This is a genomic window from Rhodovulum viride (assembly GCF_003265965.1).
Lineage (GTDB): Bacteria > Pseudomonadota > Alphaproteobacteria > Rhodobacterales > Rhodobacteraceae > Rhodovulum > Rhodovulum kholense.
Genome location: NZ_MUAV01000041.1, coordinates 1 through 13,900, shown reverse-complemented (window position 1 = coordinate 13,900; position 13,900 = coordinate 1). Strand labels below are relative to the sequence as shown.

Sequence of the window (13,900 nt, the reverse complement as noted above, 5' to 3'; positions counted from 1 at the left end):
GCGTGGCCTGAGCACCGACGGGAAAGGGCCACTCACACCTCAGGCCGACGTTCTGCAACAACGCCCCGCAAGAGTCTCAAGCGCCGGCGCGGTGGTTTTGGTCAGGAACTCCGTTGGTGAGAGGTATCCGAGCGCCGAATGCGGGCGCGCGGTGTTGTAGTGATGGCGCCATCGGCCGATCTCTTCGCGGGCGTGTCGCAGCGACCGGAACCAGTGCAGGTTCAGGCATTCATCCCGGAACTTGCCGTTGAAGCTCTCGACGAAGGCATTCTGGACCGGCTTGCCGGGCTCGATGAACCGTAACCGCACGCCGGTACGTTCGGACCAATCGAACATCGCCTTGCTGGTGCCTTCGGGGCCGTTGTCGAGAACGATCTCCTCGGGCACCCAGAAGCGCAGCGCCAGATCATCGAGGAAGCGCGCCACCCTGGCGCCCGGGATCGACACGTCCACGATCTGGCCAAGACAGAACCGGCTGTGATCATCGACAATATTGAGCACGCGGAACCGTCGGCAATCGGCCAGCTGGTCGCCAACGAAATCCATCGACCACCGCTGCATCGGCCGTTCCAGCACCTGCGGGGCAACCCGGTCGCGCCGGGGCAGCTTCCTTCGCTTCCGCGTTCTCACTTGCAGACCCTGGTCGGTGTAAAGCCGGTAGGTCCGCTTATGGTTCATTACCAGGCCCTCGCGCCGCAGCATGGCGTGCAGCCGCAGATAGCCGTATCGGCGGTTTCTCCGACGCCAGCGCCTTCATGCGCTCGACCACCGCCGCGTCGTCCTTCGGCACAGATCGGTATTGCTGGACCGATCGTGCCAGGCCGACGATCCGACAGGCGCGCCGTTCGCTGAGGCCCATCTCGGTGATCAGAAAGCCCACGGCTTTGCGCTTCGCCGTTCGCCATCGGTCTCGAACGCATGGCGACGCGATGGCTCACCCTCACCAGTTTTTTGCCAGAAGCTCCTTCATCGCGGTCATGTCCAGCATCTGATCTGCATTCGCCATTGTCCTCGGACCAATGGCGGACAATGGCTCATTCCGCTTGAGCTTGGCGTTCTCGGCTTCGAGCTCGCGCAGCCGCTTAGCTTCGGACGCATCCATACCGCCGTACTTCTTGAGCATTCGCCATTGTGCTTGGACCAATGGCGCAGCAATGGCTCATTGTAGAACGTCGCCGAACTGATGCCGTACCGACGGCAGATGTCGTCCACCTTCGCCCCGGCCTCATGCTCCCTCAGCACGCCGATGATCTTCTCCTCAGAGAACCGTTTCCGCTTCATGGGTCTTCCTCCTTCGTCCAGTCAAAGGTGGAAAATTCCAGTTCGCAATGGCCCGGTTTCCGGGGGGAAGGTCAGTGGGCCCCCACTACTGTACTGGTAGCGGTTAGCTGCTTTGGCAAAGAGCTGCGACTTCACTGCTGCTTATGTGTTTCGGTCTGATCTCCGCCCAATGCAGGGTGCTTGTTCGTCGCGAAACGCCGACAGCCGACGTTCGGTCAATCGCGGCGTACTCCCCCCTTGTCCGCTGAGCCGACCTCTGACGGTCGCGGTGGAGGGTAGCGCGGCGAAGGACGGGTTCGGCGGCTCCCGCTGCAGCATCCTGACCTTAGGCTGAAGGTCGATTCTGGGCGGAAAGAGCCCACGTATAATGCCTCTATATTGGCGCTAGGCGCCAATATAGAGGCATTTCCTTGCTCAGAATAGAGATCAAAATGGGGGGCAGTTGTAACGCTTGCAACTGAGCGGCATTCTCTCCCTCTGCAAGGGAACAGTCTGATCGTCCATCGACGTAAGGACAATGATCGAGCAGGTCAGAAGCAACGCTCATTGCAGGCGTCGATTCACGAAGCGATATGCAGGACTTCGGCGCTTCTTGCTTCCACGGTGCTTCCAGGGGCGGTGGAAACGCAACGGCGGCCCCGAAGTGCGGCGTGCAATGGTTTGTAAACGCTAAGGAATTTGGTTGCAGGGGTACGCAACCGCCGCAATTTACCGGAACTCAGCTGCGCCGTCTGACTCCTTTTTCCAGAAAATCGACACCGGGCGGCAAGCTGCCGCTCGAGGTATTCGCAAGGCCTCGCCTGGACTTCCCCGGAGCGGTGGCGAGGCCCCACTCTGGCGGCGGCTCGGCCGCAGGTTACACGCGGCCATGTACACCTTGCGGGCAGGGTCCGCGCCCCCTCTGCCCGGGCCAGAACCCCCGCCACAGCGGGACCTGAGCCATCCGCTGCGGCGGCGTCTGGGGACCTGCTCTCAGAACCGCGAGAACCGGTAGGGGGCGGGATCGACGAGCGGCACGGCGCCGGTTGCCAGATCGGCGGCCAGTTGTCCCGCCGCTGGACCCGTGCCGAAACCATGGCCGGAAAAGCCGGTGGCGACCGTCAGACCGGGCAGCCGGGCCACGCTGTCGATCACCGGATCGCTGTCGGGGGTGACGTCGATCATGCCCGCCCAGGCCGCAGCGGTGCGCGCCTTCTCGAAGACCGGCCAGGCCTTGCGCAGCGCGGCAAGGGCCTCGGCGTTGAGCCCGGCATTGACCGGCGGATCCATGATCCGGCACCGCTCGAAGGGAGTGATCCGGCCGTCCCGCCAGCGCGTTTCCGAAAGCAGCTCGTTCAGGAAATGCCGCCCGAGCCCCGTCTGAACCGCCCCCTTCTGCGTCCGTAGGACAGGCAGGTAGCGCAGGCCGAGCCGCAGATGGTCGGGCGTGAGCGGCGCATCGAGCCGACCCCGCTGGGTGATGGTAAAGCCGCCGTCCAGCCGCTTGCGGAAGGAGAAGTCCGGGCCGCCCACGGCTGTCTCGCAGGGCCCCTCCATCGGCGCGGTGCGCAGGACCGAGCAGATGAGCGGCAGCGCCGGAAGGAAGACGCCGAGGTTGCCCAGAAAGCGCCGCGACCAGAGCCCCGCAGCCAGGATCACCTGATCGCAGGCGATCTCGCCGCGTTCGGTGACGACGCCCGAGACCTTTCCGGCCGCGGTCGACAGCGTGCGGACAGAGCAGTGCTCGACGATCTGACCGCCCTTGGCAAGCACCGCCCGGGCCAGTGCGGCACAGGCCATCGACGGTTCCGCGCGGCCGTCCGAGGCCGTGTGCAGGCCGCCGATCCAGCCGCCCGTACCGCCCGGCACGAGGTGGTCGATCTCTGACGGAGACAGCGCCCTTGCACCCAGATCGAGGGGCGCGACGGCCTTCAGCCAGTCCTCGTAGACCGCCATCTGTTTCCGGGACCGGGTGACGAACAGGATCCCCGCCTGCCGGTAACCGCAATCCGACCCGATCCGCGCGGGCATCGCGGCCCAAAGCCGGTCGGCGGCCTGCGCGAGCGGCACATCGGCCGGCGCGCGCGAGGTCTTGCGCACCCAGCCGAGGTTGCGGCCCGATTGCTCGGCCCCTATCCGGCCCTTGTCCAGCACGCAGACGGGAATGCCCCGCTCGATGAGCGTCAGCGCGGCCGAGAGCCCGGCGATCCCCGCACCGATCACCACCACCGTGGTTTTCGCCGGAATGTCGAGGGTGGAGACGGGAAGATCTGCAAGCGGTTCCATCCCTCAGCCCTCCAGCGTGATCTTCTGCGCCCCGTTCGAGGCGCCGCGGAAGGCGGTCACCTCGATCTCGACCTTGTAGGCGGTCGAGCCGAGCGGCGGGCAGGTGACGGTCAGCGCGGGATCGATGCCGCGGAACATCTCGGCGAAGATCTCCATCACGGCGGGCGTGTCGGCCGGTTCCTGGATGAAGACCCGTGCCGAGACGGTATCACCAAGGCAGGCGCCAGCGCCTGCGAGCGCGCGGGAGATATTGGCAAAGACCTGGCGGGTCTGCCCGGCCACGTCTTCGGGGATCAGCTTCGTCTCGGGGTTCCGCCCGGCGGTGTTCGAGACGAAGATCCAGTCGCCCGCCGCGACGAGGCGGGAATAGCTGCTCTTCTCTTCCAGCGCATTGCCGGATTTCAGTTTCAGGATCTGTGTCATTTGCATTCCATCGGGTCAAATGGGGGGCGGCGGCCCCCCGGAAAATATCAGCGCAGGACCGGTTCTTCCCAAAGGTTGAGCTTTACGCCGATGCCGCGTTCGACCGCGTTGCGGTAAACCACGGTGCCCCAGGCCACATCCTCGACGGGCATGCCGCCCACCGACATGATGACGATCTCGTCATCGGTCCTGCGGCCGGGAGCATCGCCCGCGACGATCGCGCCCAGATCCTCGAGATCGCTCCGGGCCATCTTCCCCTCGGCGATCATGTCCATGAATTTCACGCCGATGACCGGGATGGTGGCATGGGCGGGCTTCGGCACTTCCTCGTACCACGCCTCGTAAAGCCCGGTATTGTCGAGCACCTTGCGGATGTCCGGAGCCTGCATGCCCTCGTCGATGTTGCAGACGGCGGGCATCGCCAGGAAGGCGCCGGGTTTCACCCAGTCCCGCCTGACGATCGGATAGGTGGACGGGTCCCCGGTTTCGCCGGAATTGCAGTAGCTTACCAGGTCCGAGCCGCGCACCACCTCCTCGATGCTCTCCACGACGATGACCGAGGTGATCTGCGGGAAAGCGCCGGCCACCCATGCGAGGAAGTCGTTCAGGCTCTTTTCGCCGCGCCCCTTGACCTTCAGCGTGTCGATCCCCGGACAGGCGGCCATGAAGGCCGAAAGCGTCGTCTTCGCCATCACCCCCGGCCCGAGGATGCCCGCAATCTTCGCGTCATTCCGCGCCAGATGCCGGGCGCCCACCCCCGGCACCGCGCCGGTGCGGTAGGCGGACAGGAGGTTTGCCGACATATGCGCCAGAGGCGCCCCGGTTTCGGTGTCGTTGAGCGTGAACATCAGGATCGAGCGCGGCAGGCCCTTCTCGCGGTTCGCGACGTTCGAGCCGTACCACTTGACGCCCGTGGTGCAGAAGCGGCCGCCGAGATAGGCCGGCATCGCCATGAAGCGGCGGTCGGCGGTGGGCTTGGGCATCGTGGGAAACGGGCTTTCCGCAGGGAACATCACCATCGCGCCGTGGCTGTCGTTGTTCGCCCCGGCCATCCGGTAATCGCCGGCATGCAGCAAGCCGAACATCTCCTCCATGCAGTCGACGCATGCGGCCATGTCGGTGACGCCCGCCTTGATCATGTCGGGTTCGGACAGGTAAAGGAAGTCGATACGCGTTGCGGCGTTCATGTTGGTATCTTTCTGTTTTTATAAGGAAAGGGGTCAGTCGAAGGCTTGGCCCAGGCGGGCATAGAGCTCGGGTTGCGCGCGCTTGATCCGAAGCGCCAGGAGCCAGCCCGACGCGGCGGTGCCAAGAACGATCACGGGGAAGGCCCGCACGGCCGGGTTTTCCGAGCCCGTCAGCATCGGCAGGTTCGACCAGACGAGGCAGAAGGCAGCGGCCAGTCCGGCCGTGGTCAGCGCAGGGGCGACCAGGGTGACCAGCGGCGAGCGGCCGAAGCTGTCGCGCCGGAAGAAGGCGATCACGGCGGCCGAGACCATGGCCTGCACCGCAACGATGGACAGGACCGCAAGCGCTGACATCCACGAGAAGACGACGCCGTAGGGATCGGCTCCGAAGAGCGCGAAGAGACCGAGGATCGAGACGACCAGCGCCGCCTGGACAAGTCCCGCCACATGGGGCGAGCCATGATCCTCGTGGACTTTCGCCACATGGGCCCAGATCAGCCCCTCATGCCCCAGCGCATAGAGATAGCGGTTGAGCGTGTTGTGGAAGGACAGCAGGCAGGCAAAGAGGCTGGTGATGAGCAGTATGTAGGCAAGCTTCACGACCCAGCCGCCCAGAAGCGCCTCCATCGCGTTGAAGTAGAAGCCTTCGAGCGAAGCGGCGGCCGCAGCCTGCGCGTTTTCCGGGCCGTAGAACTGCACGATCGACCAGGTCGAGAAGGCATAGAAGGCGGTGATCAGGATCACGGCCGTATAGGTCGCCCGCGGAATGGTGCGGTCGGGATTCGAGGCTTCCTCGCCGAAGATCGCGGTGGCCTCGAAGCCGACATAGGACCCGAGCACGAAGACCATCGTCACGCCCAGCCCCGGCACCAGCACGTCCGAAGGCCGGAACCCCGCGGCCGAGATCCCGTCCGGGCCGCCCCCATGTGCCAGGATGGCGATGTCGAGGACCAACAGGATCACGAGTTCGGCGATCATGCACACGCCGAGGATATGCCCCGAAACCGAGATGTGCCGCCGTCCCAGAAGCACCACCGCGGCGAGCCCGGCGAAGGCCCAGACCCACCAGGGCAGATCGAGACCGAGGGAGGAGGCAAAGCCCGAGACGAAGACCGCGAAGAGCGCGAAAACGGCGATCTGGATGGCGAAATAGGCCAGAAGGGCCGTCAGCGCCCCGCCCAGCCCCGCAGGCGAACCGAGGCCGCGCGTGATATAGGTGTAGAACGCGCCTGCGCGGGGCACATGCCGGGTCATCGCTGTGAAACCGGCCGAGAAGATCAGGTAGAGAATGCCCGCCAGGATGAAGGCGCCGGGGACGCCCGCGCCATTGCCGAAGGCGAAGGCGGGCGGGGTTGCGCCGACGACGGCGGTCATCGGCGCGGCCGCCGCGACGACGAAGAAAACGATATGCGCAAGCCCTATCGAATTGGCCTGAAGGCGGTTCGCGCCCTGTCCTTTGTCCATTCTACCGATCCCTGTTGCTATGTTCTTAGGATCGGTCTGCAAGTCGCCGGACAGCAGCCGCCATTGCAATCCGCGCCAAAAATCCGATAGTTTGCGCCAAAGCCGCCGCATTGGCCGCAATTGCGGAAATATGTCCCCGATGAGCACCCCCCTGCCCGGAATGCTGTCTGTCAGGGCCCTTATTTTTGGGCCAATTCTGGAATACTTTGCTGACGATCCGGGCAGTTTGGAAGTTCTGCTTGCGCGCGAAAAACTGTCTCCAGAGATCCTGGCCGACCCTTATGCGGCGATTCGCCTGCAAAGCTATCTCTCAATCATCGAGGCCGCGGCGGATCTCGCGGGCGACCCGCTGTTCGGCGCCCGGCTGGGCTTTTCGCTCCGGCCGGGCAATCTCGCGCCGATCGGGCTTCGCGCGGTGCAGGCAGGCACGATCCGCGGTGCGCTTTCGGCTTTCGCGCGCTGGTCGGGGGCGCTGCAAAGCGGCACCCGATCGAGCCTCGAGAGCGAGGATGGCAACCTCGTCTTCACATACCGGATCACCGCGCCGGTCCTGGCGCCGTCGCGTCAGGATACCGAATTCAGCCTCGCGGGCATCTGCCGGCTGATCCGCGGCGCCTTCGATCCGCGCTGGCGGCCGTCCGAGATCCGCCTCAACCATCCGCCGATCCCCGAGAAGACCCGGCTCGAGGCGCTCTTCCGTGCCCCGGTGGTCTATGCCCATCCCACCAATGCGATCGTCTTTTCCGCCGCTGCGGCCGAACGGGTGCATCGCACGGAAGATCCCGACATGATCGCGCTGATCGAGCGGCATCTGCAGGATCTGACAGCCGGTGCCAATCGTTCCGAAAGTACTGTCGACCAGGTCGAGGCGCTGATCGATCTCTATCTCGGGGTGCGGCCGGTCGATCTGCGCACGATTGCGGCAGCGCTCCGGATGCCCCCGCGCAGCCTGCAGCGGCGGCTTGCGGAAGAAGGGCAAAGTCTGAGCGCGCTCCTGCGTCGGCACCGGCAGAGGCGTGCCCGGAGCCTGCTTGCCGAAAAGGGCATGAGCGTCGAGGCCGTGGCGACGGCTCTCGGTTACTCCGACGGCACGAGCTTCTGGCGCGCATTTCGCAGCTGGACAGGCGATGCTCCGAGCCTCGGGCGGGAAACGCGGTGTCGTTGATCCGTGCCCGTCCGAGGCCGGGCGCGATGGCGTGTCGGCGCATGAGCGCGCGCGGCCAAGCACGTCGCGCATTTCTCTCTCGTTGGCAGACGTGGCCAGCAGATGCCGGGACTGAACACCTAGGGACAGGCCGCGTCGCCTTCTCAGGTCCAGTTGCACGCCGAGCCGATCACGATCTGCTTCCGGCAGAATCTTCATCAGCGGAAAGAGCGCGGCCCTGCAACTGAAACTGCCAAGAAGAACGGCATCACCGGAAGAAGATCCACATGTTATCGGCCATGTCGTTATGGACCATAGATTTCTATCAGCGCCGGATCTCCCCCCGCAAAGGGCTTATTTGCACCTATCGGGCGGTTCATGGCGGCACCGGTTGTTCGGGCTTCGTCAGGCAACGCATTGCCGAAACCGGCGTGCTGCGCGCCATGCCGGCCATCGCTGCCCGTTTCGCGGCATGCCAGGAGGCCGCCGGTAACTCGAAAAAGCGTCGCGGAAAGGGCGCCTGCGATCTGGCTTATGGCTGTTGCGATACGCTGGTCGGAGTGAACGACTGCGCCGCTTGCTCCGCCGACGCCTGCAGACTGTTCAGCCTGTTCCGGTGAAGCCTGCGAGCCCGGGGCGGTGCATGACGGGACGGCTGGTCGCTCCGGATCGATGCCAGAGCCTTCTCGCGCGTGCGGCATCGAACGCCGGCAGGTTTTCGCCGTTTTCGGGAAACCGGGTTGCCCGCTGAGCGCAGGTGAATAGTGTCGAACTAACCTTTTGATTGACTGGAGCCGTCCCGGCGCGCGCTTTGAGTGGTTCCGTGTGCAATTGACGAGTGTCTTATGCAAATGGATTATTGGCGGGCAACCCTGCGCCGGATCGAGGGCAGCCAGCCGTTGAAAATGGAAGTCCTCGCCCTTGCCTCCAGCGCGGATGAGGCACGGCGGTTTTTGCTCTGCCACACCGGCGCCTCAGGGCGCGGGAACTGGCTTGACGGTCCCTTCCGGAAACTCACCGATGCCGAGGTCACGCCGGAGCAGTTGCGCATCATCGGCGGCCTTTCGCGGAAATCCCCGATAGCTTTCGGCGTGGGTGTCCCCGATGGCGATCCGGTGCCCGAAACGGGGCTCGCAAGGCCGACTGTCACAGAATCCGGTCCGGATTGTCTTCTGGATGACCCGAACGGACAACTCTGGGCCCTGGCCGATGGAATCGCCATGCCCGATCTGGCAAAATGGACTGGGGCGGGAGAGGTCGAGAGCCGCTGCCTCTATGCTTCTCCGGATCCCGCCCGCCGGGCAATTGCCCCTTGGCTTCTGCGTTGCGTCCCGGGTTCGGCTTTCTGGGACTGTCTGCGTGCGATGCCCCCGCACAGCAACTGGGGTATCTGGTTGCGCTCGGATCGCGATCTGGACGAGCTGCGCGCGCATCTGCGCCGCTTTACCATGCTTTGGACGCCCGCCAACGACCACTCGCCGGTCTATTTCCGCTTTTACGACCCGAGGGTCGCCCTGGACATGAGCATGGCGCTGGATCCCGGACATTACCGACGGCTGATGGCCTGCTGCAGCGAGGTTATCCTGCCCGCCGGTCCGGAGCTGTCGCCGGTCGACGGGATCGACCGGGACGATTTCCTGGCTCCGCCCGCCCGGTTCAGCGATCGCTATCTGCGGATCGTGACCCCCGCGCCGGACCCCGAAGCGCGGGGGCGAACGCGCCGGCCGGAAAGCTTCCGCGTCTCGCAGGCCGAGTTCGGTCGTTTCGAGACACTTCATGCCGCTCGGGCCCGGCGCCGGATGGCGGCCCGGCTGGCGGGGCTTTACGGTCGTGTTGATGGCGAAGGACTGATCGACGCCGTTACTTTGGCCCAGAAGACAGGAAGGCGCCACGGTCTGTCGACACAGGGACAGGTCTTCCTGCTTGCCCGCTACATCTGCGAATTCGGCCCGGATATCTTCGAGCGCGATCGCCGGACGGCCGGGATCCTGCGCGACAGCGACCGGGCGCACTGGCTGCGCGAAGAGGATCTTCGCAAGCGGATGCCGGTGATGCGGGCGGCCTGGACCGGCGGCCTGTCCGCACCCGGAACAGCCGTCGTCCGGCCAATACAGGAGGGAAGCCGCCCGTGACCTACGCCCCGTCCGCCGATGACCTGATCTATCTGGCGCGTTTCAAGCCCGAAAATTTCAGTTCGCCTTATCAGACCATTGCCTCGCTTCGCGACGGCGATCCGGTCGTCGAGGACATAACTGTGGCGAACCACTATGCCGACTACCTGCGAAACGGCGGTCAGCCCCTGACCGAGACGCCGATCCCCGCCGATGCCGATGCCGATGCCGATGGCGTCATCGACCCGGAATTCGCCGTCGCCTGTCCCGATTGCGAGACCACCAAGCCCTGCTGCATCACCGCCGGTTCGATAACGGACGCGGCAGACGGGTCGCGACAACTGCTCTGGCCCGTCGGGAAGGACGGGCCGAGGCGGATGCTTGTCGTTGCCGACAGCATGGAGGGCCGCCACCTCAGCGGGAAGGTCAGGGTCGACTGGTCGGGGCGGGAGGCCTGTCCGCAGGGCTGGCCGGACAGGCCCGCGATCGGGATCAACGCCAACGACTTCCGAAGGCGCCAGCGCGAGACATCTGGCGAGGCCGCCGTGGGGCTCCGTCAGACCCCTATGGCCGGGCTGGCCTTCCAGGGCTATGTCCCGAAAGAAGTTGTCGCAGCGCTTTATGCTTTCGACGCGATCATGGCGCTGCAGAACCTGCGCGACAGTCGCGACGGGGCCAGTTTCGAACCGAAACAATGCATCGGAACGGGTCTCGACATGGGAACACCCCTCAAGGTGATCCCGGTGCCCAAGGTCGCGCTGGAAGGCTCTGTCGAGGTTTTCCTGCACGTCACTCTGGCGCTGACGGGCATCTTTGCGGATGCCGGGATATCGGGCTCCATGACAGGCCGCTACGGGACCACCGCGATCACGGTGAAAGAGACCGCGAAGCGTTCGGGCGGCAATCCCTCCGCCACTGGCGGTGAGAGCAGCAAGGTTTCGCCGCCCGGCGAGAAGGAAGAGAATGGCGGTGTGATCGGCCTGATGCAGGACATGTTCGGGAAGATCAATCGGTACATGGAGGAGGGAGCCGACTCCTCTGACAAGTCCACCAAGACGCCGCTCGAGAGGGCCCGGGCGGCCGCGAGATTCACCTCGGCCATCGAGTTCAGCCAGAAGCTGGAGTTCGGCGTCACCGGTCTGGATCTCGTACCGAAATCCGGTTCGCCGGATCTGCTGCTGAAGCTGGGCGGGGCGCACACGACCCTGGGGATCGGAGTGACGGGCCGGCTCGATATCCTCGACATGGTGGCGACATGCGTGCTGACCCCGGCCTCGGCGAAGCTGCTGAAAGAGACCCGCGTCAAGATCGCCGATGGCAAGGTCGTCAACGGAACCGTCGAAGCCTTTCTGGAGCTGAGCTCGAACGGGCAGGTCGGCTTTGCCATCAACGGCACCTCCGGGATCACCATCCCCGCCGATCCCGATGTGGAGGCAGAGCTCGACCTTGCCAGCTCGCAGACCCTGTCCGGAGAGGTCAAGATCGGCGGCAAGGCCGAAATCAAGCTGCATATCGAGGGCAAGGTCTGGGTCCTTGCTGCCAAGGCCGGCGTGCGCGGTACGATCCACACCTCCTGGACCTGGGCTGCCCGCATCCGCGATGGCAAACGCGAGCGCAACCATGAATTCGAGGGCCTGACGGTCAGCGGGGAAGCCTATGTGGAAACCAAGATTATTGGGGATAGCGGGGACGACGTGAGGCATGCCGAGAGCGAAGGGGCTAGTTTCGGCGGTAAAGCTACAAGGGATTTGCATGCAGATGACGTGTTTGAATCAGTTCAAGAGAACATCACGCGGGCGAATGAGCAGTATGCCACACGACAGGGCATGCAACCGGCCGAAGGAGGAAAGAATGGCTATACTCTTTGGGACCCTGTTCCCGCCAAGTGGGTGGCGTATTGATCTGCCGCGTCATCTTGTTCTGATCCTAGCTTTATTCATGACCGGAGGCGCGGCTATGGCCGATATCCCGAACCGTCAGCACTATCTCGACTTCGACGTACAGGGTGCGTCCTGGGTATTGCGCCTGAACGGAGTTGATCTCTGGAGCAGAGGCTCCACTGGGCTCTGCAGCAGCTCACTGCCGGTCAACGATCTAGTTAAGAAAGGCGAAAACACCGTCTCTCTAGTCCATGTTCCGACCCGCAAGCTGGATCCGGAAACAGGGGCGTTCGTACTTGAACACCATGATCATTTCGGAGCCGAGATCCGACTGCAGGCCATTGCTCGCGACGGAAGCCGAGAGGAAATCCATCTGCTTTCGGTTCGCTACGAGGTCGATGGAGGGCCGCTGAAACGCCTGCCGCAGCCTTTGGTCGGAGGCGAGTTCGTTACCGAAACCGCGCACCTGAAGACAGAGGGCGATCTGCGCGGAACGTTTTCCCCTATTGAAGATGGCGCCATCCTGGTCCTCGGAAGTGGGCAGTCCGATCGCGCCGAGACCCTGACTGCGCGGTTCACGGTTGATGACGACCTGCCGGGCGACTTCTTCTGGGAAGACAAAGCCGTTCCGCTGCAGGACACCCGCGAAATGCGTGCGGGCCTGCGCCGCGCCTATCAGGATTTCTACAAGCTCGTCGAGCAGGGCCGTGGAGACGAAATACTGGAACTGGCCCGTCCGCTATGGGCACGGGCGGGGGCCACCCTTGCCGGTGGCAAATCCGCGGAAGACTATATCGGCGGAAAGGACGGTTTACGGAGGTTCAGCCGCAATCCCGGCGATGGTTCGACCCTCGCGCCTCTCGGGATCTCCGATGATCCTCTGGGTGACAGTCTCGAATTCATGGCCGATCACCGGCTGGTCCGGATCCGTCCGGACCCTCTGCGATGGCGCTTCCCGCCGGAACAGAACCGCAACGACATGCGCAGTTCGCTTGTTTTCTTCCGGGATGCCGAAGGCAGCTGGCATCTGGGCGATATCGTCAGGAACTGAGGCGGATTGCGGCCTCGGGACCAAAGGCATGGAGTGAAAGATGGAGGGGATCGTCCCTGAGGCAGCGCGGCGGTTTCTGCTGCGGGGCTGGATGCCAGACTTCCCGGAATTCTTCCGCATCACGTCAGGCCCATCGGAAGGGTGCTCGGTTGATCATCTACGAAACGCATCGATGTATCGAGGTTCTCAACCTAAAAAGTGAATGAGCAGTATGCCACACGACAGGGCATGCAACCGGCCGAAGGAGGAAAGGATGGCCACACTCTTTGTGACCCTGTTCCCGCCAAGTGGGTGGCGTATTGATCTGCCGCGTCATCTTGTTCTGATCCTAGCTTTATTCATGACCGGAGGCGCGGCTATGGCCGATATCCCGAACCGTCAGCACTATCTCGACTTCGACGTACAGGGTGCGTCCTGGGTATTGCGCCTGAACGGAGTTGATCTCTGGAGCAGAGGCTCCACTGGGCTCTGCAGCAGCTCACTGCCGGTCAACGATCTAGTTAAGAAAGGCGAAAACACCGTCTCTCTAGTCCATGTTCCGACCCGCAAGCTGGATCCGGAAACAGGGGTGTTCGTACTTGAACACCATGATCATTTCGGTGCCGAGATCCGACTGCAGGCCATTGCTCGCGAAGGACGCCGAGAGGAAATAACCATGAAGCAAGCGACATGCCTGCAGTGATCCGTCTTGGAGACGCCGGCTCCGGCCACGCCTGCCACTTTCACCCTACGCTCTCCATCGAAGCTTCTGGCGATGTTTGCGTGAACGGCATCGGCGCGGTGCGACAGGGGGGATGCCTATGCGCCGCATGCCTGCGGAGTCTGTCCGCAACTGCCGCACGGGCGCGCGCTGTCGGGTGGCTTTGGCACCGTCTTCATCAACGGCAAGCCTGCGGAGCTGACCTGCCCCCCGGTCGTCCCTAGTTCATAACGAGAGTCCTTGGGGTTGTGCCCTGCTCCCCAACCTTGGACCGCCGGAAGTTGGATTTTTCCGGCTGCCTCACGATGACGGGCCGGTGACGCCATCGGGATAATGCATGTGCTCTGTTCCCTGAAAACTGGACCGTTTGAAGCTGGAGTTTTCGGCTAATCTT

11 protein-coding genes and 2 pseudogenes are annotated in these 13,900 nt (G+C 63.9%); 6 read left to right on the top strand and 7 right to left on the bottom strand.

Annotated elements, in window-relative coordinates:
- Window positions 1-39 precede the first annotated feature (39 nt).
- The 7 genes and pseudogenes from BYZ73_RS24065 to BYZ73_RS19810 form a co-directional block, all read right to left on the bottom strand.
- Window positions 40-735 (bottom strand): annotated as a pseudogene (locus BYZ73_RS24065) (IS3 family transposase); the annotation flags it as partial.
- Between the two features lie 205 nt (window positions 736-940).
- Entirely contained in the window at window positions 941-1,123 is a 183-nt protein-coding gene (locus BYZ73_RS24060) for a hypothetical protein (RefSeq protein WP_281258252.1), read from the bottom strand.
- 50 nt (window positions 1,124-1,173) lie between these two features.
- Window positions 1,174-1,281: pseudogene (locus tag BYZ73_RS24055) on the bottom strand (transposase); the annotation flags it as partial.
- Window positions 1,282-2,253: 972 nt separating this feature from the next.
- Window positions 2,254-3,546: an NAD(P)/FAD-dependent oxidoreductase gene (locus BYZ73_RS19825; RefSeq protein ID WP_112317378.1), complete on the bottom strand. Its 1,293-nt coding sequence runs from the start codon at window positions 3,544-3,546 to the stop codon at window positions 2,254-2,256.
- Window positions 3,547-3,549: 3 nt separating this feature from the next.
- On the bottom strand, window positions 3,550-3,969 hold the full coding sequence (locus tag BYZ73_RS19820; protein ID WP_112317377.1) for a Rid family hydrolase: 420 nt from the start codon (window positions 3,967-3,969) through the stop codon (window positions 3,550-3,552).
- 47 nt (window positions 3,970-4,016) lie between these two features.
- Window positions 4,017-5,156 carry an ornithine cyclodeaminase family protein gene (locus tag BYZ73_RS19815; protein WP_112317376.1) on the bottom strand — a complete coding sequence of 380 codons (1,140 nt, stop codon included), beginning with the start codon at window positions 5,154-5,156 and terminating at the stop codon, window positions 4,017-4,019.
- 33 nt (window positions 5,157-5,189) lie between these two features.
- Complete coding sequence (locus BYZ73_RS19810) at window positions 5,190-6,620, bottom strand: APC family permease (RefSeq protein ID WP_112317375.1); 1,431 nt, start codon at window positions 6,618-6,620, stop codon at window positions 5,190-5,192.
- Here BYZ73_RS19810 and BYZ73_RS19805 point away from each other — a divergent pair.
- The 6 genes from BYZ73_RS19805 to BYZ73_RS22530 all read left to right on the top strand — a co-directional run bounded on the left by BYZ73_RS19805 (window position 6,613) and on the right by BYZ73_RS22530 (window position 13,488).
- A complete protein-coding gene (locus BYZ73_RS19805; protein ID WP_146746353.1) occupies window positions 6,613-7,785 on the top strand; it encodes an AraC family transcriptional regulator in 1,173 nt (390 codons plus the stop codon). The genes BYZ73_RS19810 and BYZ73_RS19805 overlap by 8 nt on opposite strands.
- A gap of 266 nt (window positions 7,786-8,051) precedes the next feature.
- Window positions 8,052-8,384: a membrane protein insertion efficiency factor YidD gene (yidD, locus tag BYZ73_RS19800; RefSeq protein ID WP_112317374.1), complete on the top strand. Its 333-nt coding sequence runs from the start codon at window positions 8,052-8,054 to the stop codon at window positions 8,382-8,384.
- 285 nt (window positions 8,385-8,669) lie between these two features.
- The gene (locus BYZ73_RS19795; RefSeq protein ID WP_181498124.1) at window positions 8,670-9,896 is read left to right on the top strand and encodes a DUF4123 domain-containing protein; all 1,227 of its coding nucleotides are present in this window, start codon (window positions 8,670-8,672) and stop codon (window positions 9,894-9,896) included.
- On the top strand, window positions 9,893-11,776 hold the full coding sequence (locus BYZ73_RS19790) for a hypothetical protein (RefSeq protein ID WP_112317372.1): 1,884 nt from the start codon (window positions 9,893-9,895) through the stop codon (window positions 11,774-11,776). The genes BYZ73_RS19795 and BYZ73_RS19790 overlap by 4 nt, the downstream gene beginning before the upstream one ends.
- Window positions 11,777-11,831: 55 nt before the next feature.
- Window positions 11,832-12,806, top strand: a complete 975-nt coding sequence (locus tag BYZ73_RS22535) for a hypothetical protein (protein ID WP_146746351.1) — start codon at window positions 11,832-11,834, stop codon at window positions 12,804-12,806.
- Between the two features lie 253 nt (window positions 12,807-13,059).
- Entirely contained in the window at window positions 13,060-13,488 is a 429-nt protein-coding gene (locus BYZ73_RS22530; protein ID WP_146176352.1) for a hypothetical protein, read from the top strand.
- Window positions 13,489-13,900: the final 412 nt, after the last annotated feature.